Below are 23,879 nucleotides of genomic sequence, written 5' to 3'. Positions count from 1 at the left end.
GATGGTATCAGATATCTTAATTGTTGATGATGAAGCGGATATTCGTGAACTTGTTGCTGGTATTTTGGATGATGAAGGTTATGAAACGCGTGTTGCATGTAACTCTGATGAAGCATTAACACAAATTAGTGAACGTGTTCCAAAGTTAATTTTTTTAGATATTTGGTTACAAGGAAGTCGTCTTGATGGTTTAGCGTTGTTGGATGAAATCAAAGTTCAATATCCTTCTATTCCGGTGATTATGATTTCTGGTCATGGTAATATTGAAACAGCTGTTTCTGCTATAAAACGGGGAGCATATGATTTCATTGAAAAACCTTTTAAAGCTAGCCGACTCCTATTAGTTGCAGAGCGGACTCTTGAAAATTCACAATTAAAGCGTGAGCTTTCAGAATTACGAGAGCGGTCAATTGAAACACCGGAATTACTTGGAACATCTAATGTTATGAAGCATTTGCGCCAAGTCATAGAAAAAGTAGCTCCCACCAACAGTCGGGTTATGATTGTTGGTCCTTCTGGTTCAGGAAAAGAGATGGTCGCTCGCTCTATTCATGCACTTTCAGCGCGTTCTAATGGCCCGTTTATTACAATAAATGCTTCAACAATTACTGCTGAAAGAATGGAAATAGAATTATTTGGTAGTGAATTGGAAAGAGAGGAGCGCAAGATTGGTGCATTAGAAGAAGCGCATGGCGGAGTCTTGTATATTGATGAAGTTGCTGATATGCCGCGTGAAATTCAAAATAAGTTTCTTCAGGTATTAACGAATCAGACATTTGAAAGAGTTGGTGGCACGAAACGTGTAAAAGTAGATGTTCGTGTCATTTCTTCTACAGCGCAAAATCTTGAGCGTCTCATTGCTAATGGACAATTTAGAGAAGACTTATTTCATCGACTTTCGATTGTTCCTATTGTTGTTCCACCGCTTTCTGCACGCCGTGAAGATATCCCAGAACTTGTACATCATTTTGTTAAAAAGATATCGCAGCAAGTTGGTATTAAACCTCGTGAAATTAGTAATGATGTTATAACTATTTTGCAAACGCATACTTGGCCGGGTAATGTGCGTCAGTTACGCAACAATATTGAACGCTTATTGATTCTTGTGCGTGACGATGATGGACCAATAACAAAAGAATTACTTCCTGCTGAAGTTAATGATTCTATCCTCCATATTCAAATGGATACAGATAAAAATATAATGGATTTACCACTACGTGAAGCACGAGAGTTATTTGAAAAAAGGTATTTGATGACACAGATTGAGCGTTTAGGCGGAAATATATCACGTACTGCTGAATTTATAGGTATGGAGCGCTCAGCTTTGCATCGTAAGCTTAAGGTGCTTGGAGTTTCATAAGTTATGCATGTTATTATTTGTGGAGCAGGGCAGGTTGGTTATGGGATAGCAGAACGTCTTGCTGCAGAGAATCATGATGTTATTGTTGTTGATACCGAAGCAAAATTAATTGAAAAAATTCGTGATACATTAGATGTTAGATGTATCATTGGTCATGGTTCAAGGCCTGAAGTTCTTTTGGCAGCAGGTGCTGATGAGGCTGATATGTTGATTGCGGTGACTTTATTTGATGAAGTCAATATGGTAGCCTGTCAAGTAGCACATTCATTATTTAATATTCCAACTAAGATAGCCCGTATTCGCTCACAATCATATTTAGAACCACGTTATAAGAATCTTTTTGCAAGAGAGAATATTCCTATTGATGTGGTTATTTCTCCAGAAGTTGAAGTTGGGGAAATGGTTTTGCGTCGTATTACTTTGCTTGGAGCTATAGATGTTCTTTATTTTTGTAATGATGCTGTTGTTGCGTTAGCTTTAGAATGTATGGAGGACTGTCTGGTTATTAATACGCCTTTACAGCAACTAACAGAGCTTTTTCCTGATTTACAAACAACCGTTACTGCTATTAAACGTGGTTCAGAATTATTAATCGCGTGTTCAGATACACAATTACGCGTTGGTGATATCATTTATCTTGTTTCAGCTCGTGATCAAGTGCGCCGTGCACTTAGACTTTTTGGTCATAAAGAACAAGAAGCACATCGTATCATTATTGTAGGTGGTGGTCATATTGGTCTTTATGTGGCTCAAGCTATTGAAAAGCGATTACATAAAATAAAGTTGAAGATTATAGAAATAGATAAAGAAAGAGCACTAACTATTGCTGACCAACTAGAAAAAACAACTGTTTTATATGGTAATGTTTTAGATCCAGTTATTCTTCAAGAAGCTGGCATTGGTCAAGCTGATTTAATGATTACGTTGACCAATCAAGACCAGGTGAATCTCTTGAGCGCTATTATAGCTAAAAGATTAGGATGCAAGGCCAACATGGTGTTGATTAATAATGTGGCTTATCAAGAATTTAGTCGTGCGGTTGGTGTGGATGCATATTTTAATCCTCGAAGTGTAACTGTATCAAAAATTTTACAACGAATGCGTCGTGGACGTATTCGCGCTGTGCATTCTGTTTTTAATGGTGCTGCGGAAATTATTGAAGCTGAAGCAATGCAAACATCTTTATTAGTTGGTAAACCGTTGAGAGAGCTTAATTTACCAGAGGGTTTGAGAATTAGCGCTATTTATCGTGATGAGACAGTCATACAGCTTTCAGGAGATACACGTATTTTGCCTGGTGATCGGGTAGTAATTTTCGCTCTTGCTGATAGTGTGCGTGATGTTGAACAATTATTTCGTGTAAGCTTGGAATATTTTTGATAGATTATTTATGGATATTTGTACTTTTTGGTATGGAAAACAATTGAGACTAGTTGATTGGTTGTGTTTGTCATCAATGGTTAAGGTTGGTCAGCGTGTTAAGCTTTTCAGCTATGAAAAAGTGGAGAATATACCTGTTGGTGTTGAATTGCATGAAGCCGAGTCAATTTTGCCTCATTCAGTATTTTATCGTCTTGATCCCAATTTTCCTGATTATGAACCTTGTCGTACAATTGTTCAATTTTCAGATCTTTTTTGCATTATGTTAATGAAATATGAGAAAGGAGTTTGGTTAGATACGGATGTTTATCTTGTTAAACAGTTCCATCCAGAAGTAGGTCAGGTTTGGTTAGCAAAAGAAAACGCTGCAAGAGTAGGAGTCTCTGCACTTTATTTACCACCTGATAACCCTATTATAAAAGCATTTGAAGATTATTTGGCGGGTGTAGAGATTATTCCTCATTGGTTAGGTTTTAAACGTCGTGTTTGGATGCCATTTTTGCTGAGAAGAAGGAAATTGCCGGTTTTACCGGGAAGGATTGGAATTACTATATTTGGTAATGATGGTATTTCACGGTTAGCGAAAAAGAATGGTTTTTTTCAAGAAGCAAAGGAGAAAAAAACTTTTTATTATTGGACAGGACGAAAAGCTGAAAGAATTTTTGATCCAGCTTTTGGTGTTGAACCAATGAGAGATCCAAACTTTATAGGATTTCATATTCACAGAAAGGAAAAAACAATTCAGAAACCTCAAGAAGGAAGCTTTTACCATTGGGCAGTATCACGTATTTCTGGTGCTCAGAGTTTATTTGAGTAGGTATTATTATCATTTTAACTATTAATATTTTAATCTTACTGAAGCATAATTGATTGTGACTTGCGTCAGAGAGCATTGTTGGCCTATGGATAGGCTGTTAAAAATGTAAATGCCAATTCTTAGTTATTAATGGAAGTGAAGATATGAGTGATCCAGTAAAAAAAGTCTTAAGTTTAGTTCCTATGGTTGTTGAACAAACTAATCGTGGTGAGCGAGCTTATGATATTTTTTCTCGTCTTTTAAAGGAACGGATTATTTTTATTAATGGTCCTGTTGAAGATAATATGGCAATGCTTGTTTGTGCACAGTTGCTTTTTTTAGAGGCCGAGAATCCTAAAAAAGAAATTAATCTTTATATCAATTCTCCAGGTGGCGTTGTGACATCCGGTATGGCGATTTATGATACTATGCAATTTATTCGTCCTTCTGTTTCTACTTTGTGTATGGGACAAGCTGCATCTATGGGATCATTACTTTTGACAGCTGGGGCAACAGGTCGCCGTTTTGCCTTACCGAATGCACGTATCATGGTGCATCAACCTTCTGGTGGTTTTCAAGGACAAGCTTCAGATATTGAACGGCATGCGCAAGATATTATAAAGATGAAACGGCGTTTGAATGAAATTTATGTTCAACATACAGGGCAGAGTTATGAGGTGATTGAAAATACTCTTGATCGCGATCATTTTATGACAGCAGAAGAATCTAAACAGTTTGGTTTGATTGATGATGTTATACAATATCGTGCAGAAACTGAAAAAGAAGAAAAAGATTAAGAGTTTTTATAGAAAAGGCAGTTAATTTGTGAAGCGTATAAGAATTGCCATTAAAATAGCTATTTTTAAAAATACGATCTCGTAAAAATAATAAAGAAAATTACCTAAAGATATTATGTATGTTTTTAATTGTAGTTAAGAAAAATTATCTTTAAATAGATAAAATATTCATATATCGCAGTGAAAGGAAAGTGAAATGAGCAAAACTAGCAATAGCGAGAGCGAATCGAAGAATACTCTCTATTGCTCATTCTGCGGCAAAAGCCAGCATGAAGTGCATAAGCTTATTGCAGGGCCTACCGTATTTATCTGCGATGAGTGTGTAGAGCTTTGTATGGACATTATTCGTGAAGAAAATAAATCTTCTGGAATTAAGGCGCGTGATGGTGTTCCTACTCCGCAGGAAATTCTAACAGTTCTTGATGACTATGTTATTGGTCAACGTCATGCAAAGCGTGTTCTTTCTGTTGCTGTTCATAATCATTATAAACGACTTGCTCATCAATCTAAGAGTAGTGATGTTGAATTAGCAAAATCAAATATTCTTCTTGTTGGACCGACAGGATGTGGTAAAACATATTTAGCGCAAACCTTGGCACGTATTATTGATGTGCCCTTTACTATGGCAGATGCAACGACTTTAACTGAAGCAGGCTATGTTGGTGAAGATGTTGAAAATATTATTTTAAAGCTACTTCAATCTGCTGATTATAATGTTGAACGTGCGCAACGTGGTATCGTATATATTGATGAAGTTGATAAAATCTCTCGTAAAGCTGATAATCCCTCAATTACAAGAGATGTTTCTGGTGAAGGTGTTCAGCAAGCGCTATTAAAGATTATGGAAGGGACAATAGCGTCGGTTCCTCCGCAAGGAGGGCGTAAGCATCCACAGCAAGAATTTCTTCAGGTTGATACAACGAATATTCTGTTCATTTGTGGAGGAGCTTTTGCTGGTTTAGAGAAAATTATTTCAGGACGTGGTGAAAAGACTTCAATTGGTTTTTCTGCTGCTGTTAAGGCTCCTGATGAGCGTCGTGTTGGTGAGATATTCCGTGATTTAGAACCTGAAGACCTTATTAAATTTGGTTTGATACCGGAGTTTATTGGTCGCCTTCCTGTTATAGCGACTTTGGAAGACTTAGATATTTGTGCGCTTGTTCAAATTTTATCACAACCCAAAAATGCGTTAGTGAAGCAGTATCAACGTCTTTTTGAAATGGAAAATGTTCAGTTAGTTTTCCATGAAGATGCTTTACGTGTTATTGCTAAAAAGGCTATTGAACGTAAAACTGGTGCACGTGGTTTACGCTCTATTATGGAAAGGATACTTCTTAACACTATGTTTGAATTACCGGCTCTTATAGGTGTTCAAGAAGTGGTGATTTCTAGCGATGTAGTTGAAGGCAAGGCTTGTCCTCTCTACATTTATTCAGATCATATAGAAAATAAAGAAAATGTATCAGCGTGATCTATAATATAAATTTAGCTATTGTGTTATTTTTGTATAGATATTTTGTATATAACAGCGTAATTACTTGATTTATTGGTCCATAATTATCATTTCATTTATTGTAGAGAGTTGGCTTTTTAAAGAGTGACTTGTATTATGAGCGAGTCAGAGGCTCTAGAAAGGAAAAATATGCAATATATTGATGAAAAGACAGGCGAGGAAATAGAAGGGTTTTACGCTATTTTGCCACTTCGTGATATTGTTGTCTTCCCGCATATCATTGTTCCGCTTTTCGTAGGCCGAGAAAAGTCGATTTGTGCTCTTGAAAAGACAATGGTAATGGATAAACAGATATTACTGGTTACGCAAAAAAATGCTTCTGATGATGATCCAACTTCAGAAGGTCTTTATGATGTTGGTACTATTGCTAAAATTCTTCAGCTTTTAAAACTCCCCGATGGAACTGTAAAGGTTTTGGTTGAGGGGACTGCACGTGCAAAAATTAACCAATTTATTGAGAATGATGATTATCTTCAAGCTTATGTAACTATCGCAGAGGAAACTAAAGATGATGATGTTGAAATCAAGGCTCTTTCTCGGTCAGTGATTTCTTATTTTGAAAATTATGTAAAACTAAATAAGAAAATTTCTCCTGAGATTGTCAGTGCTGTTAGTCAGATTAGTGATCCTTCTAAACTTGCTGATACTATTGCATCCCATTTAGTTATTAAACTTGCAGAAAAACAAGAAATACTAGCACTATTGCCTATACGTAATCGTCTTGAGCGTGTACTTTCTTTTATGGAAGGAGAAATTTCCGTTTTGCAAGTTGAAAAGCGTATTCGTTCACATGTCAAACGGCAGATGGAAAAGAATCAACGGGAATATTATCTTAATGAGCAGTTAAAGGCTATTCAGAAAGAATTAGGGGCAGGTGATGAGGGGCAAGATGAACTATCTGAACTAGAAGAGCGTATCAGAAAAACTAAGCTTTCGAAAGAAGCGCGAGAAAAAGCTGGGGCAGAGCTCAAAAAATTACGTAATATGTCTCCAATGTCTGCAGAGGCAACAGTTGTACGTAATTATCTTGATTGGCTTTTAGCTATTCCTTGGAATAAAAAATCAAAAATTAAAAATGATCTTAGTTTTGCTGAAAAAGTTATGGACAATGAGCACTTTGGTCTTGAAAAAGTCAAAGAGCGAATCATTGAGTATCTAGCAGTGCAGAGCAGATCATCAAGAATACGAGGTCCTATTATTTGTTTGTTAGGCCCTCCTGGTGTTGGAAAGACATCCCTTGCGCGTTCTATTGCAAAGGCAACGGGTCGGGAATATGTTCGTATTTCATTAGGAGGTGTTCGTGACGAGGCTGAAATTCGTGGGCATCGCCGAACTTATATTGGTTCTATGCCTGGAAAAATTATTCAGTCTATGAAAAAAGCAAAAAAATCTAATCCGCTTTTTTTGCTTGATGAGATTGATAAAATGGGACAGGATTTTCGTGGAGATCCTTCATCAGCTTTATTAGAGGTTCTTGATCCTGAACAGAATGGTACATTTATTGATCATTATTTAGAAGTAGAATATGATCTTTCCAATGTTATGTTTATTACAACTTCTAATACACTGAATATTCCAGGTCCATTAATGGATAGGATGGAAATCATTCGTATTGCTGGTTATACTGAGTGTGAAAAGATGGAGATTGTTAAACGGCATCTTTTGCCAAAAGCGTTAAAGGATCATGCTCTTTCTAAAAGAGAATTAAGTGTTTCTGATGATGCAATAAGATCAATTATTCAATTTTACACGCGTGAGGCTGGTGTTCGGAATCTTGAGCGTGAGTTGATGAAAATAGCACGTAAATCAGTTACAAAAATTCTTAAGACTGATCAAAAGTTTATAGAAATTAGGGATGATAATATTAATGATTTCCTAGGTGTTAAGCGTTATCGTTTTGGACAAATTGATGGTGAAAACCAAATTGGCGTTGTTACAGGGCTTGCTTGGACTGAAGTAGGTGGGGAGTTGCTAACCATTGAAGGCGTTATGATGTCAGGTAAAGGTAAGATGACTGTAACTGGTAATTTGCGCGATATTATGAAGGAATCAATTTCTGCAGCAGCGTCTTATGTGCGTTTTCGTGCTGCTGATTTTGGTATCGAGCCCCCATTTTTTGATAAACGTGATATTCATGTTCATGTTCCGGAAGGTGCTACACCTAAGGACGGGCCATCAGCGGGGATTGCAATGGTAACAGCAATTGTTTCAGTGTTAACAGGGATACCTGTTTATAAAGATGTTGCTATGACTGGTGAAATTACTTTGCGTGGATGTGTGTTACCGATTGGTGGATTAAAGGAAAAACTGCTTGCGGCTCTTCGTGGGAAAATCAAGAAAGTACTTATTCCTGAAGAAAATGCGAAGGATCTGGTTGATATTCCAGATGATGTCAAAAATAACATGGAAATTATTCCGGTAACTCATATAAGTGAAGTTCTTAAACACGCTTTGATTCGTTTTCCCGAACCTATTGAATGGACAGAATCTTCCACAATATCTGAAACTGTTAAACCAGAAAGTGATAATGAGGGAATGTTAGTTGCGCACTGATTCACATTATGCGCTATAATTATGCTATAAAAAGCACAAAAGAGCCATTTAGGAAGTTGTAATTTTGTCTATTTTAGAGAAATAATGAAAAAATTCCGTGAATAACTACGATTATTTCTAAAAAACAATGCATTGAGGAAAAATAGCACTTCTGTTTCCTGTACTTTTCAATAAAATTACTTATAGCTGATTAAATTTTATTACTCGGCAATATAGGGAAAGGAAATGTTTAATGAATAAAAGTGAATTGGTTAATTCAGTTGCTGAAAAAGCAGGTATCTCGAAAGCTCAAGCTGGCGCTTCTGTTGATGCTTTTATTGCTTCTGTTACAGAAGCTTTAGCTTCAGGAGGTGATGTTCGTATTCCAGGTTTTGGTTCTTTTGAAGTTTCTCATCGTGCTGCTACAAAAGGACGAAATCCTTCAACGGGTGCTGAAATCACTATTCCTGCACGTTCTGTACCTAAATTTTCTGCAGGAAAAAGTCTTAAAGAAGCTGTTAATAATAAATAATTCAAACTACTTTTTAAAAAACCGGTTTATAAATAAACCGGTTTTTTTTTAGAAATGCTTAGAAATAGTTAGTACATGTTTGTGAGATACATTGTTTAGCTTTGTGGGTGAAATATAAGAACTGTGTGTTAATTTATGTAGTGGGAATTCAAGTAATCACTCGAGTATTTATGTTAAACAGTAATTGAGATAATATCTATTTAATTATTTTTATCATTATCATAGCTGTTTTTAGTTAATTGATAATTTGCTTCTTAATTTTTTGTGTAAAAAAGCGTAGATGTTTCTACTAACGTTATTAATGTTGGATAGTGTATCTAACTGACAAGTCGTGTTCTTTCATTTATTATATTAAAATATTTAGATAAGTTATTGTTAAATATTGTTTTTATAATAATAGAAATATATTATTTAGAGTATTAATATTTATATAATTACGACATTTTCTTTTTATAGCGAATTATAGTGAAAAATGAGACATGTGTTAGCAAAATGAACAATCTTAAATTATTTTTTAGCAATAAACTAAATTACTTAATAGATCAAAAATTAGATTAGCGAATGTAGTAATTATAATCAAATACAATGGTTCAGTTAAAAACTATTTTTTAACCATTGAATACAATCGTTTAAGGCTTGTTCAATTATAGCTTGTTTTTTTTTCTTTATGTGATCGTTTTTCTAAGTCATTGGTCGAAATAATAGGCGGAAAAAGGCCAAAATTGATATTCATTGGCTGGAAGGATTTTTTTCCTTTTTCGATAGTAGCAATATGACCGCCAGTAATATGATTCAATAGAGCTCCAAATGCTGTAGTTTTGGGTGGTAAAGAAGGGCAAGCATGATTATATTCAGCAGCAGCAAAACGTCCAGCGAGCAATCCTATCGCTGCTGATTCTATGTAGCCTTCACAGCCTGTAATTTGTCCAGCAAAACGCAGTTGTGGTTTTTGTTTTAAACGAAGACTTTCATCAAGAAGGATTGGTGAATTGAGATACGTATTGCGGTGAAGGCCACCAAGGCGTGCAAATTCTGCTTTTTCAAGACCAGGAATCATTCTAAAGATGCGTGTTTGCTCACTATATTTCAATTTTGTTTGAAAGCCGACCATATTGTAAAGCGTACCCAGCTTGTTATCTTGACGTAATTGTACAATAGCATAGGGTTTGATTGTAGGGTGATGAGTATTGGTGAGCCCCATAGGTTTCATAGGACCATGTCTTAGAGTTTCAAGTCCACGTTCAGCCATCACTTCGATTGGTAAGCATCCATCGAAATAGGATATATTTTCAAATTCACGAAATTCTACTTTTTCTCCACTTATCAATGCTTCAACAAAAATTTTATACTGTTCTCGATCAAGAGGACAATTAAAATAATCTTTTCCTGTTCCTTCAGGACCAATTTTGTCATATCGAGATTGGTACCAACAAATGTCCATATTAATACTTTCAGTATAAATAATGGGTGCAATAGCGTCAAAAAAAGAAAGCGCTTCTGTTCCAGTTATTGCTTGTATTGCTTGAGAAAATTCTGGTGTGGTAAGAGGACCAGTGGCAATAATAACATTATGCCAGTTTTCAGGAATCTCATGAATTTCTTTGCGTTGTATGGTTATAAGAGGATGTTTTTCAAGTGTTTCTGTAACAGTTTTTGAGAATTCATCACGGTCAACAGCAAGTGCACCTCCAGCTGGTACTTTATTACTATCTGCAGCCTTCATGATTAACGATTTGGCTAATCGCATTTCAGCATGTAAAAGTCCTACAGCATTTTTTGATGCATCATCTGAACGAAATGAATTTGAACAGACGAGCTCTGCAAGTTTATCTGTTTTATGAGCATCAGATTTTCTTTTTGGGCGCATTTCATGCAAGACAACAGGAATTCCTAATTGAGCAATTTGCCAACTTGCTTCACTGCCTGCAAGACCGCCGCCGATAATATGGATTGGAGTTTTCGATTTATTTAACATGAATTACTTTTTAGTGTAAGGAGTCCTTTTTGAAAAGGATGAATTTTATCTCTATAATTTTGTGAAAAGAATTATTTATTGAGTTAATAAAGGATACCCATTTGCTTTTTTTCTTTAATTGGTTGGAATTGAATGCTATAGAAACGCCGCTGACATGAAGTTTTTGTTTATAAATTTGAGCGGATGTGGCGAAATTGGTAGACGCACCAGATTTAGGTTCTGGCGGGAGACCGTGGGGGTTCGAGTCCCTCCATCCGCACCAAAGTAATAGCTTTAAGCGCTACGGATAGCTGTGTATACGAAGTCCGTTTATCTAGATCTAGCATTTAAAGTGTTAGAATTATTGTTGTTATTGGAGTAGGTTTATCTATCTCCTCAGAGAAATAAAGGTTGTTCGATGCAAGTTACTGAGATGCTTAACGAAGGACTGAAGCGCGAAATTAAGATTGTGGTTCCAGTGAAAGATTTGGAAGCAAAATTAAATGAACGGTTGGATGATACCAAAGGTAAGATCAAACTTAAAGGATTCCGTCCGGGTAAGGTTCCATCTGATCATCTCCGAAAAATGTACGGTAAATCTTTTATGGCTGAAATTCTTAATGAGATCATTAACGATGCTCCGCGTTCTATTTTAGCAGAGCGTAATGAATATTCAGCAATGCAACCGCAAATTGATATAGATGAAGATAAAAAAGTTATAGATGGTAAGGCTGATTTTGTTTTTAGTTTGAAGTACGAGGTTTTGCCAAAATTTGAGGTTAAAGACTTCAAAAATATTGAAATCGTTCGCGAAATTGCTGATATACCTGAACAAGAAGTTGATGAGCAAGTAACGCGGATTCTTTCTTCTACTCGTAGTTATTCGCAAAAGAATGGTCCTTCAAAAGAAGATGATCGCATAACAATTGATTATTTAGGGAAAATTGATGGCGTCCCATTTGATGGTGGTTCTGATAAAGATGCACAACTGATTCTTGGTTCGAAACAGTTTATTCCTGGTTTTGAAGAGCAATTAATTGGTTTAAAAGCAGGTGATGTAAAAACAATTTCTGTTAAATTTCCTGATGATTATAGTGCTGCGCATTTAGCTAGTAAAAATGCAGAGTTTGATATTACTGTTAAAACTGTTGCTAAACCGGATGAATTGAAAATTGATGATGAAGCAGCAAAAAAACTTGGTTTAGAGTCTCTTGATCGCTTACGTGAAGTCGTTCGTGGACAGGTTGAAAGTCGATATGGTTCTATGACACGTCAAAAAATTAAGCGACAAGTTCTTGATGCTTTAGATGCAGATTATAGTTTTGATATTCCTGAACAACTTTTAGAGATTGAATTTAATAATATATGGAATCATATCAATAAAGATTTAAAAAGGATGGGCAAAAGTTTTGAAGATGAGGGCATCACAGAGGAACAAGCGCGAGAAGAATATCGCATGCTTGCGAAGCGTCGTGTTCGGCTTGGTTTAGTACTTTCTGAAATTGGTACAAAAGTTGGAGTTCAAGTAAGTGAAGATGAATTAAAGGCTGCAGTTTTTGAACAAGTCCGCCAATATCCTGGACGAGAAAAAGAAATGATGGATTTTTTCCGCCGCACACCAGAAGCTGTTGCTAATCTGCGCGCTCCAATCTTTGAAGAAAAAGTTATTGATTATTTGCTTACACAGATAAAAATAACAGATAAAAAAGTGACAATTGAAGAGTTGATGAAAGAATATGATGAAGCAGGTTTAACTGACAAGACTTCTGCCAAGAAAAAATCGGCAGTAAAAGAAAAAGGTATAAAAAAGGCTTCAACTAAAAAGAAAATCTCTAAAACAAGTTAAAATTTATGCTAATAAAATAGTTCTGATAAATTATTTTTTGATGTGTATTCTAGGCTTGCTCTGGCAATGGTTTTAGGTTAGCCATTGGGTGTATTTGAAATGTTGATAGTGAGTTGATAATGAAAATTGTTGATGCTCGTCTTCCTGATCCTAAGCGTTTTATTTCTGGAGCTACAGGTGATTGGGAAGTTATTATTGGCATGGAAGTTCATGCGCAAGTCATATCAAATTCAAAGCTTTTTTCAGGTGCATCAACTAAGTTTGGAGCTGAGCCGAATAATCACGTGTCACTTGTTGATGCAGCTATGCCTGGTATGTTGCCTGTTATTAATCAAGCATGTATTCGTCAAGCTGTTCGAACTGGTTTAGGATTAAAAGCTAAAATTAATTTAAAATCTGTTTTTGATCGTAAAAACTATTTTTATCCAGATTTACCGCAGGGGTATCAGATTTCACAATTTCAGTATCCTATCGTAGGTGAAGGGAAAGTAGTTGTATCTATTGGACCAGATTCGAATGGTCAGTTTGAGGATATTGAAATTGGGATTGAAAGGTTGCACCTTGAGCAAGATGCTGGAAAGTCTATGCATGACCAGCATCCAACAATGTCTTTTGTAGATCTTAATCGCTCAGGTGTTGCTCTTATGGAAATTGTTTCTAAACCAGATATGCGATCATCAGAAGAAGCAAAAGCCTATATGACAAAATTACGTACAATTGTTCGTTATTTGGGTACTTGTGATGGGAATATGGATGAGGGCTCTATGCGTGCAGATGTAAATATATCTGTTCGCCGTCCTGGTGGACCTTTTGGAACGCGCTGTGAAGTTAAAAATGTTAATTCGATTCGTTTTATTGGCCAAGCAATTGAATATGAGGCACGTCGCCAAATTGCAATTTTAGAAGATGGGGGTGTAATAGATCAGGAAACTCGACTTTTTGATGCAACAAAAGGTGAAACACGATCTATGCGTTCAAAAGAGGAAGCATATGACTATCGTTATTTTCCTGATCCTGATCTTTTACCGTTAGAGCTTGATCAGGTTTTTGTAGATACTTTAGCTTCAGAATTACCTGAATTACCTGATGATATAAAGGCGCGCTTTATCAATGAGATGGGGTTAACCGCATATGATGCTTCTATTCTTGTAACAGAAAAAGCAATTGCAGATTATTTCGAAGAAGTAGCACATGGGCGGGATGGAAAGATGGTTGCTAATTGGGTGATCAATGATCTTTTAGGCGCTTTAAATAAAGATAATCGTGATATTGAAGATACTCCGATTACAGCAAACCAATTGGGAGCAATTATTGATCTTATCAAAGTTGGAACTATTTCTGGAAAAATTGCAAAAGATCTATTTGAAATTATTTGGAATGAAGGTGGAGATCCACATCAGATTGTAGAAAAGCGTGGTATGAAGCAGGTAACGGATGCAGGAGTTATTGAAAGAGCTGTTGATGAAATTATTATCAATAACCCTGATAAAGTTTCTCAAGCACGAGAGAAGCCTGCTTTGATTGGTTGGTTTGTTGGACAGGTAATGAAGGCAACAGAAGGTAAGGCAAATCCTCAAACAGTTAATAAATTAGTTAAAAGTAAGCTTGGGATAGATTAATATATCAGGATGAAAATCCTGTAAGTATGATATTAACGTATGATATAATTCGTACAGATTAATAGTTAGTTATTTGGTTCAACTGCAATTGATGTTTCTAAGTATCATAATAAATTTATTCTTGTTGGAGTGATCTTATGAGGATTCGAAAGAAATAGGAGAAGAAATGTCTGGTTTTTTCAAGCAAATTTTTACATGGTGGAATGGTAATACTATTAATACACGCTTTTTTACATGGCGCCATGGTAAACGTATAGGAGAAGACCAGTTTGGTAATGTTTATTATGAAGGTAGTCGCCATAAGGATGGCTATTTACGCCGCTGGGTGATTTATAAAGATTATTCTGAGGCTTCTAGTATTCCTCCAGGTTGGCATGGATGGATTCACCACCGTTGTGATGTACCACCTACGGAAGAAAATTATCAATCATATAGTTGGGAGAAATCGCATATTTTAAATATGACGGGTACAAGTGAAGCTTACCGGCCAAAAGGATCTATTGCTTATAATCATGGAAACTTTTATGCTCGTGAAGATTATGATGCATGGTTACCTGAGGAGTAATAGGTGTATTTTTTCTTTGGTTATGTTTGTAATGATTTTTGTCAGGTGTAATTAATTTGGTATTATGAAGCTTTTATTATCAAAATTTGAGTATTTTTTTTATACTTTTTTATTAGGGGGTATAGCGGTTTTATTTACAGTTAGTTTTGTACAAGCTGAACGTATTAGCAATGAAATTGTTATTTTCACAGGTCTTGATAAAATTACGGGGCAGGTTACTAGTTTTGAAGTTCATATCGGTCAGGTTTATCAATATGGTGCTTTGCAAGTAATACCGCGAGTGTGTTATACAAGTTCTAAAAATGAACCAGCTCGTACTACTAGTTTTATTGAAGTTAGTGAAATGACATTGGAGAAAAAAACACGGCGTATTTTTACAGGATGGATGTTTGCAGATAGTCCTGGCTTAAATGCTGTTGAGCATCCTATTTATGATGTATGGCTAAAAGATTGCAAAAAAAATTCTGATATTCTTACAGATGAATGATTGTTATTACTTTGTTATGTAAGTCAAGAAATATGTGGTTACCTTTTTGATTAACAGATAAGTGATTTCCATTGTACTTTTACCTATATTGTGTGGGATGCTATTTATCAAGCCAATCAGCTATTTAAGCATAATAGTTATAGGCAAGTAATGAAAATTCGTTTTCCGGATGCATCATCGAATCCATATTTGGCCTTTTCAGCGCTTATTATGGCTGGTCTAGATGGTATAAAGAATAAGATACATCCTGGTCCAGCTATGGATAAAGATCTTTATGATCTGCCACCGAAAGAGCTCAAAGACATTCCTACAGTTTCTAGAAGCCTAGGCGAAGCACTTGAATTTCTTGATAAAGATCGCGATTTTCTTAAATCTGGCGATGTTTTTGATGATGACCAAATTAATTCCTTTATTGAATTAAAGCTGAAAGAAGTTCTGCGCTATGAAACAACCCCTCATCCTGTTGAATTTGATATGTATTATTCTGTTTAATGTAAGAATGAAAATTTTTGTTTGATTGTGATGGAATGCTAGAGCATTCTCATTAGAGGATTATCCTTCTATCAAATAGATTTTTATAAGGCATGTTTATTAGGAGATCATTTGAAACTAGCGATGAGAAGATTATTATCATTACGCGTTTTAGACTATTTTTCAAAAATTATGTTTGGTTTATTTTTGTATTTTGAAGTTTAATGGAATATTTCTGCATTTTATTTTGATTCAGACATGAACTGATGGTGGTTATCGAAAGGGTTATAGGTTCCATACTTTTTGCGCCACTGTATAGGCTCAGTAAAGTTGCTAGACCAAAGGCCAATTTTATTGTTATAGGCGTTTTGTTCAGCACTTAAATATGTTGTTGGAACTGAATATTTATTGTCTTTTGATAGGATCAGCATGCCTTCTGCAAGCCCTATTTCTGCTAGATCGACTCCTTGCACAAAGCACTGAGCATAGTGAGTTTCTTTTTCTATAACAGCTTGTTTACAAGATAAGTTATGTCCTAGAGTTTTTGTGACCAGCCATGCTGTTGTGACAGCTCCACATGGCCATTCTTGATTATCTAATTTTGCTTTTTGACGGGGTGCACATGTATCTACACCATATAAGTGAATATTTCGGACGATAGGTTTATGCTGAGGTTGTTCAGCAGGAATTATTAATTTAAATGTGACACCACTAGTCACAGATGCGATACCATTAAACACACCTTCATGATTATTTGAATCGCTATTGATCCAATTGAGATCTGGGTCATTTTCTTCTAATTTTTTTGGCACACTTGTTTCATAGTGCTTATTTTGTTCGATCTTGATCTCCATTGTATCTTGGTTTTCTTGCATTTTTAATGGTTCGAGAATATCTAGATCTGTTTTGTAATGGTTTTGGCTTATTATCCATATTCCTATAGAGCAGATAATGTAGACAAGAATAATCGATTTAAATCGCATTTGCCCAATCCTTATTGTTTCTATATCCTACAATTTTTTATGCATCTCTGCTTTTTTTCTAGATCTTAAAGAAAGCGTCTCAACAGCATTTGTTGCAAATTAAACACATTTTGCAAAGAAAAACATTATTTTACGCTCTTGATATTGTCATTTTGATAAAATAACAATATCCACATTAGCCTTTTTGGTTATAGATTTGATTAATTTCTGTCTCTCAGTCGGAGAATTCTAGTAAAGAATTTTTGTGATAGTTTGGTAGAACACTTGCGATTAAAGAATCTTAAAGTTGTAGGCCTGTAGTTTTAAAGTTTTTAAATTTGTAAAAGTAATATGATGTCAGTTTGTAATCAATATTCTTTCTGAAGAGGAGATTAAATGCCAAACATTATATCTAAGCATATTTATTATATCGCTTTTGCGCTACTTTTATCAATGTTTGCAGTGTTAACCCCTGCGTATGCTAATTCTGCTACTGCCAGTATGGGAAATCTTGATACGGTTTTGCGGAATATTGTTACAATGATGACAGGGACAACAGCGAAGCTCATTGCAACGATCTGTGTTGCCGCTGTGGGTATTGGTTGGATGTATGGTGTTATTGATTTACGCAAAGCAGCATATTGTGTTCTTGGTATTGGTATTGTTTTTGGTGCTTCGGCTCTTGTTACGTTATTAATGGGGAGTTCATCATAAATGAATGAAGATACTCTTTTTCTTGCTTGCACACGACCAGCGATGTTTGCAGGTGTTACCGTAGAAGCAATGGCCTTAAATGTCATGGCAACATCTACTCTTTTTATCATAACAAGCAGCTTTTCAATGATCGGTCTTGGAGTTGGTTTGCATTTTATTTTACGCGAAATCACAAAACGCGATCATAACCAATTTCGTGTTTTATTCGCGTGGCTCAATACTCGAGGGAAACAAAAAAACCTGACAAGATGGGGTGGAGGATCTACGTCTCCTCTCCGTCTTGTCCGTACATACAAGGAGCTAAAATAAGTGAGACAACTGTCAGTGATGAAACGGGAATCTCTACCTGAGGAATTTATCCCTTATGTTCGTCATGTCAATCAGCATGTGATTGCATTAGACTCCCGTTGCTTGATGACAGTGATTTCTATCGAAGGAATCAATTTTGATACTGCAGATATCAGCCAATTAAATTCTTTACATACCCAATTAAATACGCTTTTGAAAAATATAGCAGATGAACGTGTCGCTTTATATTCTCACATCATTCGCCGACGCGAAAAAATTTACCCAGAGAGTCAATTTTCTTCATCTTTTGCAACAGCTTTAGATCGGCAATACAAACAAAAAATGATTTTGCAAGATCTTTATCGAAATGATCTATTCCTTTCGGTTATCTGGAATCCTGCAGCAGATAAAACTGAACAGTTAGCTTCTTTTTTTCACCGCTTAACGCAAGCAAAGAAGATGCAATCGGAACCAGATTCTGAAGCTATTCGGAAAATTGAAGAGTTAAGTCAAGATCTTATACAAGGTCTGGAGTGTTATGGAGCACGGCTTTTATCTACTTACGAATACAATGACATTGTATTTTCTGAGCAAAGTGAATTTCTTCATCAATTGGTGGGAGGAAGACGTGAGCGCATACCCCTTACATTTGGTACTATTGCCTCAACGATTTATTCAGATCGTGTTATTTTCGGCAAAGAAATTATTGAAATTCGTCATGAAAGCAATGAACGCTTTGTTGGTATGTTTGGATGGAAAGAATATCCTTCTAAAACACGTCCTGGTATGACAGATGGCTTATTGACGGCGCCCTTTGAATTCATCTTAACGCAATCCTTTGTTTTTAAAAGTAAAGCAGTTGCAAGCGCTATTATGAGCCGTAAACAAAATCAAATGATTAATGTAGCTGATCGTGCCAGCTCACAAATTGATGGCCTTGATGAGGCCCTTGATGATTTAGAATCGAATCGTTTTGTTTTGGGAGAACATCATCTCTCTTTAGCTGTTTTTTCTGATCGTCTACAAGAATTGACAGAATATCTGTCGAAAGCCCGTTCATATCTTACTAATGGTGGGGCCGTTATAGCCAGAGAAGATTTAGGGTTAGAAGCAGCATGGTGGGCACAACTTCCTGGGAACTTTAACTATCGAGCACGTTCTGGAGCTATTAGCAGCAGGAATTTTGCAGCATTATCCCCCTTCCATTCCTTTCCTATTGGCAAACTCAAAGGTAATGTTTGGGGTTCTGCCGTCGCCTTATTACAAACACAGGCTGGCTCTCCTTATTATTTTAATTTTCATTTTGGTGATGTTGGTAATACCTTTGTATGTGGTCCATCAGGGTCTGGAAAAACAGTCATTGTTAATTTTCTTCTTGCACAATTGCAAAAACACAACCCAACAATAGTCTTTTTTGATAAAGATCAAGGAGCAGAGATCTTTGTTCGTGCTGGAGGAGGCAAATATAAGCCTCTGAAAAATGGTCAACCTACTGGTATTGCTCCATTAAAAGGGATGGAATACACTGAAAAAAACAAACTCTTTCTTCAGCACTGGGTCTTAAAATTAGTTACCGCGGATGGCCAAACAGTAACAGAACAAGAGCGGCAGGATATTGCTAGAGCGATTAATTCCTTAGAAAGTCTTCCTCTATCACAACGCTCCTTCAGTGCGCTTCAACTGTTTTTTGATAATACTTCCACAGAAGGTATTGCCATACGTTTACAACGTTGGATCAAAGGTAATGCTTTAGGGTGGGTCTTTGATAATGATCACGATGATCTCAATTTAGATGCTCAATTTATAGGTTATGACATGACGGATTTCTTAGATAATGAAGAAATTCGTCGCCCTTTGATGATGTATTTGTTTAACCGCATTCTCGATCTTATTGATGGTCGACGTATCATTATTGTTATCGATGAATTCTGGAAAGCCCTTGAAGATGATTCATTTAAAGCTTTTACTCAAGATCGTCTCAAAACGATTCGTAAACAAAATGGCATGATGCTCTTTGCCACACAAAGCCCTAGAGATGCTTTGAATTCAACAATCGCTCACACAATCATTGAGCAATGTCCTACCCAACTGTTTTTTCCAAATCAAAAAGCCAATTACAATGATTATGTTGAAAACTTTAAACTCACTGAACGTGAATTTGAGCTAATCCAATCAGAATTAAGCAGGGAATCTCGTCGTTTTCTCATTAAACAAGGCCAAAGTTCTATTGTTGCAGAACTTAATTTACGTGGAATGGATAACGAAATTGCTGTCTTAAGCGGAACAAGTAGAAATGTTGAACTCGTCAACCAAATTATAAGTGAATATGGGGAAAATCCGGATATATGGCTACCTATATTTTACAAAAGGAAACAATCCCAATGAAAAAATATCTGATTATGTTTTTATCATTATGCTTTATCTCTCATGCAATATCGCAATCGGGAAACACAGAAGTTGATTCATATTATCAAAGTGTCACACAACAAGGAACATCCCTATCAGAAGGTAGTCGGCCCACATCAGAAATAGCTGAATCTATTTATACTTCAGCAGTTGAAAATCAGAAAAAGATTCAAGAAATCAATAACAAATTTTCATCACAGACTCTTAAACCAGAAGAAAAAGAAGCTCTTCAAAGGGAGTTGGCTATTCTTCAAGCTAATCTTCAAGTAGATACTCTAAAACTTCAGGCTTCTTCTATTATGAAATCGGAAAATGCTCAATCAAAAGAACAAGAACGTGAAAAAGAAGAACAGAAAAATCAGGAAGCTCTTCAAAAAACACTGCAAGACAAATTGGATCAAGCTAAAGCTAAGGTCAAGTATTAAATTGACTCCAGTTAGTCAAAAAGAAGAAAAGGAAGCTCTTCAAATGTAGTTGGCTAATTTTCAAATGAATACTCTCATTCAAGCTCTTTCTATTATTAAATGGAAATCATCAATCACAGAAAGAGCATGGAGAAAATGCAACAAAAGATCATAAATTCATATTTATCAAACATTAAAAATAAAATTGGAATGAGATAAAACTGATGAAATTGATGAATGCGACAACTCAGGAGTCAGATTTTAAATTTACTCCATTCGAAACTGTTTCTTCGTATATTTTGACACCACTCAATGATGTCGTAGATACAACAGTCAGTAGCTTATCTTCTGCTATTGCAGCACCATTAAATCTTGCAGCCATTATTTTTATCTTTTTATATGGTTACAATGTTATGACTGGCCACGTCGCCCTTTCGATGCATAGTCTTCTTAATAATGTTATTAAAATCGTTGTTGTGACAACAATGGCAACTAATGCAGACGTATTTAATATTTATATCAAAGATATATTTTTCGGTAATTTAGCCAATGCTATTGGGAATGCGTTTAATAGCAGTCCGGTTGACTCTGATGTTTTTGATTATCTCTTATTAGTTACAAATATGCGTTATCAAGAGTTTCTAAATAATGCTTCATTTTTCAATAAAATTACGGTTGCACTGATTGGTGGTTTAATGTTTTTGGCAGTTATCTTTTTTTGTACAGTCGGTTTTATTATTCAAATGTTTGCAAAAATTACATTAATCATGGTGATAGGTCTTGGACCTCTTTTTATTAGTTTATATTTGTTCAATGTAACCCGCAGATATTCTGATGCATGGATTACAACATTAGTTAATTTTACAATTTTGCAAGTTCTCGTAATGATGCTTGGAACAATGATGTGCAAAATTATGCTTTATGTTTTCGATAGTTCATATACTTCAATCTATTTCTTGCTCCCCCCTGTTCTTGTCGTCTCAATAGTGGGCGTAGATCTCTTCCAATCACTTCCCACCATTGCTTCTGCACTTTCTAGTGGAGGACCATATCATCATGCTGGAGTATCAACAGGATCACAAATGATCTCAATGGCTTCTAATACTTTGGGTTTTGTTGGAAGAAGCTTTGGTGCCGGTAGAAGTGCAGCAAGTGCAGCAGCAGTAACGAGAGGTTCTACGGCTGCACAACACGCTGCACAAGCTGCGCAAATGATGCAAGGAGGTGGACGTGGCTCATTTTAATCTCAAACGTCTCTTCAATGTAGCTATAGTCAATACCTTCACACACAAGATATTAACTGTATGCACAATCCATGCAAAGCTCTCCCAGCTTTTTCAAAAGATTAGTGTTCATGTTTTCGTAAAATCATGGACTGAAAAACACCAATGTTTTATTTTTCAAAATGTTTGCGAGTCCAAATGATGCAACTAAAAATCACTATCATTTTGATCCTTTTGATAACACTTACTGGTTGTGCTTCTTTAAAAAGTGGAGCCCAAAAACTTCCACGCTGTAATGGACAGAATGCTCGTATGCTCAATCATGGTAAGTGGAACTGGAATCATCATAACATCATTCACAATACGGCGATCAAACCTATCACAACTCCTATTATCCTAAATACACAAGAAAATGAGGCACCAAAAGCTCATATTGGACTCCCCGCATCTTCTGTAGACACAATAAACCATCAAATGCCCTCTTATAAAAATGCGGAGATCACACATGAAAAGTGATGAATTTAAAGAATATATAAGAGAAGCGCGGTCATTTGATATTGACCGTATGCGTAGTACGCGACTACAAATGAAAATTGCTGTAGCCTTGACTGTGCTTTTTGGGTTGATGACAATCGCTTTAGCCTTAGCTGTAGTGGCATTAACACCCTTAAAAACCGTAGAGCCTTTCGTTATTCGTGTGGATAATTCTACAGGTATTGTCGATGTTGTCAGTGTTCTAAAAGAAGAACCCCAAAACTACGATGAAGTAATAACGCGCTACTTCGCCAGCAAATATATTCGTGCACGCGAAGGTTTCCAATTATCAGAGACAGAAAATAACTTTCGTATCGTTTCTCTTTTATCTTCCCTAGAAGAACAAAATCGCTTTGCCAAATGGTATTCTGGAAATAATCCAGACAGTCCGCAAAATATCTATAAAAATATGTCCGTGACAATCACAATAAAATCGATCTCTTTTTTAAGTAAAGATCTCGTTCAAGTACGTTACTATAAAACAATTAGAGACTCCAATGGAAAAGAAGATATTTTCCATTGGGTTTCAGTCTTAAATTTTTCTTACGTTAATGCACGCATTTCAGTAGAAGATCGCTTAATTAACCCGCTTGGCTTTCAAGTATCAGCATATAGATCTGATCCAGAGGTGGTCCAATGACTAGAGTCATAAAAATATTTTTTTTAACTCTCCTCGTTGCAATAAACTGTCATGCGTCTTTCTTATGGGCAGAAATTTCTCCCGTAAGCGCACATAAAGACAACCGAATTAGATTTATTAATTATGATCCACACAATGTGACAAAAATCATTGGATCTATTCGCTCTTCAGTACAGATTGAATTCGCTAATGATGAAAATATTGCCTATATTGGAATTGGCAATTCAGTTGCTTGGCAAGTAGCACCAGCTGGTCACTTTGTCTTTCTCAAACCGCGTGAAGTTCAGCCGATTACCAATCTACAAATCGTCACAACTCGTCAAGATGGAACAAAACGATCTTATCAATTTGAACTTCAAGTGCGTGAAGGTGATGTTTCCGTCGGTAATGACACATATTTCCTTGTAAAGTTTCGTTATCCAGAAGATGAAGCATTGCGTAAACAATTAGCTGAACAAGCCAAAGCACAAAAAAATGAAGAAGAATTTGTCGATAATATCCTCAATATGCATGAACATTTTGGACCACGCAATTGGGCTTATATCGCTCAAGGTTCACCCCTCATTGAACCAAGTTCAGTCTATGATAATGGTAAAACTACAACATTTACCTTTTTAGACAATAATGAAATCCCCGCCATTTATCTTGTCACACTTGATGGACAAGAAACTATCGTGCCAAAATCAATTAAAAGAAACCAGGTCATTGTTCACGCCATAGCCATGCAATTCACTTTGCGACGTGGTAACGAAGTCCTGTGTATCTTTAATAAAGGGTTCATACCAAGAGGAATTAACCCAGAAACCGGTACAACATCACCTTCTGTCCAACGTGAAATAAACGTAGAGAAATAGCC

General features: G+C 36.0%; 20 protein-coding genes, 1 tRNA gene and 2 pseudogenes. 21 read left to right on the top strand and 2 right to left on the bottom strand.

Annotated features, from left to right (window positions below):
* Position 1: 1 nt before the first annotated feature.
* The 7 genes from Bho11B_RS04975 to Bho11B_RS04945 all read left to right on the top strand — a co-directional run bounded on the left by Bho11B_RS04975 (position 2) and on the right by Bho11B_RS04945 (position 8,910).
* Positions 2-1,360 (top strand): sigma-54 dependent transcriptional regulator, encoded by a 1,359-nt coding sequence (locus tag Bho11B_RS04975; RefSeq protein WP_078673808.1) that lies wholly within the window; start codon positions 2-4, stop codon positions 1,358-1,360.
* 3 nt (positions 1,361-1,363) lie between these two features.
* On the top strand, positions 1,364-2,740 hold the full coding sequence (trkA, locus tag Bho11B_RS04970) for a Trk system potassium transporter TrkA (RefSeq protein WP_078673807.1): 1,377 nt from the start codon (positions 1,364-1,366) through the stop codon (positions 2,738-2,740).
* 10 nt (positions 2,741-2,750) lie between these two features.
* Complete coding sequence (locus tag Bho11B_RS04965; RefSeq protein WP_078673806.1) at positions 2,751-3,557, top strand: hypothetical protein; 807 nt, start codon at positions 2,751-2,753, stop codon at positions 3,555-3,557.
* A 143-nt stretch (positions 3,558-3,700) separates the two neighbouring features.
* Positions 3,701-4,333 carry an ATP-dependent Clp endopeptidase proteolytic subunit ClpP gene (gene clpP, locus Bho11B_RS04960; RefSeq protein ID WP_035007350.1) on the top strand — a complete coding sequence of 211 codons (633 nt, stop codon included), beginning with the start codon at positions 3,701-3,703 and terminating at the stop codon, positions 4,331-4,333.
* Between the two features lie 196 nt (positions 4,334-4,529).
* On the top strand, positions 4,530-5,804 hold the full coding sequence (clpX, locus tag Bho11B_RS04955; RefSeq protein ID WP_035007352.1) for an ATP-dependent Clp protease ATP-binding subunit ClpX: 1,275 nt from the start codon (positions 4,530-4,532) through the stop codon (positions 5,802-5,804).
* 171 nt (positions 5,805-5,975) lie between these two features.
* Entirely contained in the window at positions 5,976-8,399 is a 2,424-nt protein-coding gene (lon, locus tag Bho11B_RS04950) for an endopeptidase La (protein WP_035007432.1), read from the top strand.
* A gap of 232 nt (positions 8,400-8,631) precedes the next feature.
* Complete coding sequence (locus Bho11B_RS04945) at positions 8,632-8,910, top strand: HU family DNA-binding protein (protein WP_035007353.1); 279 nt, start codon at positions 8,632-8,634, stop codon at positions 8,908-8,910.
* 594 nt (positions 8,911-9,504) lie between these two features.
* Here Bho11B_RS04945 and trmFO read toward each other — a convergent pair.
* Positions 9,505-10,885: pseudogene (trmFO, locus tag Bho11B_RS04940) on the bottom strand (methylenetetrahydrofolate--tRNA-(uracil(54)-C(5))-methyltransferase (FADH(2)-oxidizing) TrmFO).
* A 179-nt stretch (positions 10,886-11,064) separates the two neighbouring features.
* On the opposite strand from trmFO, the gene Bho11B_RS04935 reads away from it, so the two are divergent.
* The 6 genes and pseudogenes from Bho11B_RS04935 to glnA form a co-directional block, all read left to right on the top strand.
* A tRNA-Leu gene (locus Bho11B_RS04935) sits at positions 11,065-11,147 on the top strand.
* A gap of 135 nt (positions 11,148-11,282) precedes the next feature.
* Positions 11,283-12,710, top strand: coding sequence for a trigger factor (gene tig / locus Bho11B_RS04930; RefSeq protein WP_078674153.1), 1,428 nt, complete (start codon positions 11,283-11,285; stop codon positions 12,708-12,710).
* 119 nt (positions 12,711-12,829) lie between these two features.
* On the top strand, positions 12,830-14,329 hold the full coding sequence (gene gatB / locus Bho11B_RS04925; protein WP_035007357.1) for an Asp-tRNA(Asn)/Glu-tRNA(Gln) amidotransferase subunit GatB: 1,500 nt from the start codon (positions 12,830-12,832) through the stop codon (positions 14,327-14,329).
* A gap of 166 nt (positions 14,330-14,495) precedes the next feature.
* Positions 14,496-14,894, top strand: coding sequence for an NADH:ubiquinone oxidoreductase subunit NDUFA12 (locus Bho11B_RS04920; RefSeq protein ID WP_035007362.1), 399 nt, complete (start codon positions 14,496-14,498; stop codon positions 14,892-14,894).
* A 64-nt stretch (positions 14,895-14,958) separates the two neighbouring features.
* Positions 14,959-15,381: a DUF2155 domain-containing protein gene (locus Bho11B_RS04915; protein WP_035007364.1), complete on the top strand. Its 423-nt coding sequence runs from the start codon at positions 14,959-14,961 to the stop codon at positions 15,379-15,381.
* Positions 15,382-15,531: 150 nt separating this feature from the next.
* A pseudogene (glnA, locus tag Bho11B_RS04910) lies at positions 15,532-15,873 on the top strand (glutamine synthetase); the annotation flags it as partial.
* Positions 15,874-16,094: 221 nt separating this feature from the next.
* Here glnA and Bho11B_RS04905 read toward each other — a convergent pair.
* Complete coding sequence (locus Bho11B_RS04905; RefSeq protein ID WP_035006338.1) at positions 16,095-16,835, bottom strand: hypothetical protein; 741 nt, start codon at positions 16,833-16,835, stop codon at positions 16,095-16,097.
* A 375-nt stretch (positions 16,836-17,210) separates the two neighbouring features.
* Between Bho11B_RS04905 and Bho11B_RS04900 the strand changes: the two genes are divergently transcribed.
* From Bho11B_RS04900 to virB9, 8 genes are all read left to right on the top strand, one after another.
* On the top strand, positions 17,211-17,528 hold the full coding sequence (locus Bho11B_RS04900; protein ID WP_078673474.1) for a TrbC/VirB2 family protein: 318 nt from the start codon (positions 17,211-17,213) through the stop codon (positions 17,526-17,528).
* Complete coding sequence (locus Bho11B_RS04895; protein WP_035006340.1) at positions 17,529-17,837, top strand: type IV secretion system protein VirB3; 309 nt, start codon at positions 17,529-17,531, stop codon at positions 17,835-17,837.
* 9 nt (positions 17,838-17,846) lie between these two features.
* The gene (locus tag Bho11B_RS04890) at positions 17,847-20,201 is read left to right on the top strand and encodes a VirB4 family type IV secretion/conjugal transfer ATPase (protein ID WP_172802090.1); all 2,355 of its coding nucleotides are present in this window, start codon (positions 17,847-17,849) and stop codon (positions 20,199-20,201) included.
* Entirely contained in the window at positions 20,198-20,647 is a 450-nt protein-coding gene (locus tag Bho11B_RS04885) for a type IV secretion system protein VirB5 (protein WP_172802076.1), read from the top strand. The genes Bho11B_RS04890 and Bho11B_RS04885 overlap by 4 nt, the downstream gene beginning before the upstream one ends.
* 203 nt (positions 20,648-20,850) lie before the next feature.
* Entirely contained in the window at positions 20,851-21,870 is a 1,020-nt protein-coding gene (locus tag Bho11B_RS04880; protein ID WP_305764384.1) for a type IV secretion system protein, read from the top strand.
* Positions 21,871-22,047: 177 nt separating this feature from the next.
* Positions 22,048-22,365, top strand: a complete 318-nt coding sequence (locus Bho11B_RS04870) for a conjugal transfer protein TraJ (RefSeq protein WP_235692210.1) — start codon at positions 22,048-22,050, stop codon at positions 22,363-22,365.
* Complete coding sequence (locus Bho11B_RS04865; protein WP_078673470.1) at positions 22,355-23,023, top strand: virB8 family protein; 669 nt, start codon at positions 22,355-22,357, stop codon at positions 23,021-23,023. Before Bho11B_RS04870 ends, Bho11B_RS04865 begins: the two co-directional genes overlap by 11 nt.
* Positions 23,020-23,877: a P-type conjugative transfer protein VirB9 gene (gene virB9 / locus Bho11B_RS04860; protein ID WP_035006348.1), complete on the top strand. Its 858-nt coding sequence runs from the start codon at positions 23,020-23,022 to the stop codon at positions 23,875-23,877. The genes Bho11B_RS04865 and virB9 overlap by 4 nt, the downstream gene beginning before the upstream one ends.
* The last annotated feature ends 2 nt before the right edge of the window (positions 23,878-23,879 follow it).

The sequence above is a fragment of the Bartonella sp. 11B genome (assembly GCF_002022625.1).
GTDB lineage: Bacteria > Pseudomonadota > Alphaproteobacteria > Rhizobiales > Rhizobiaceae > Bartonella > Bartonella rochalimae.
Note: the sequence above shows the minus strand (reverse complement) of the source record. Positions and strands in the feature narration are given on the sequence as shown.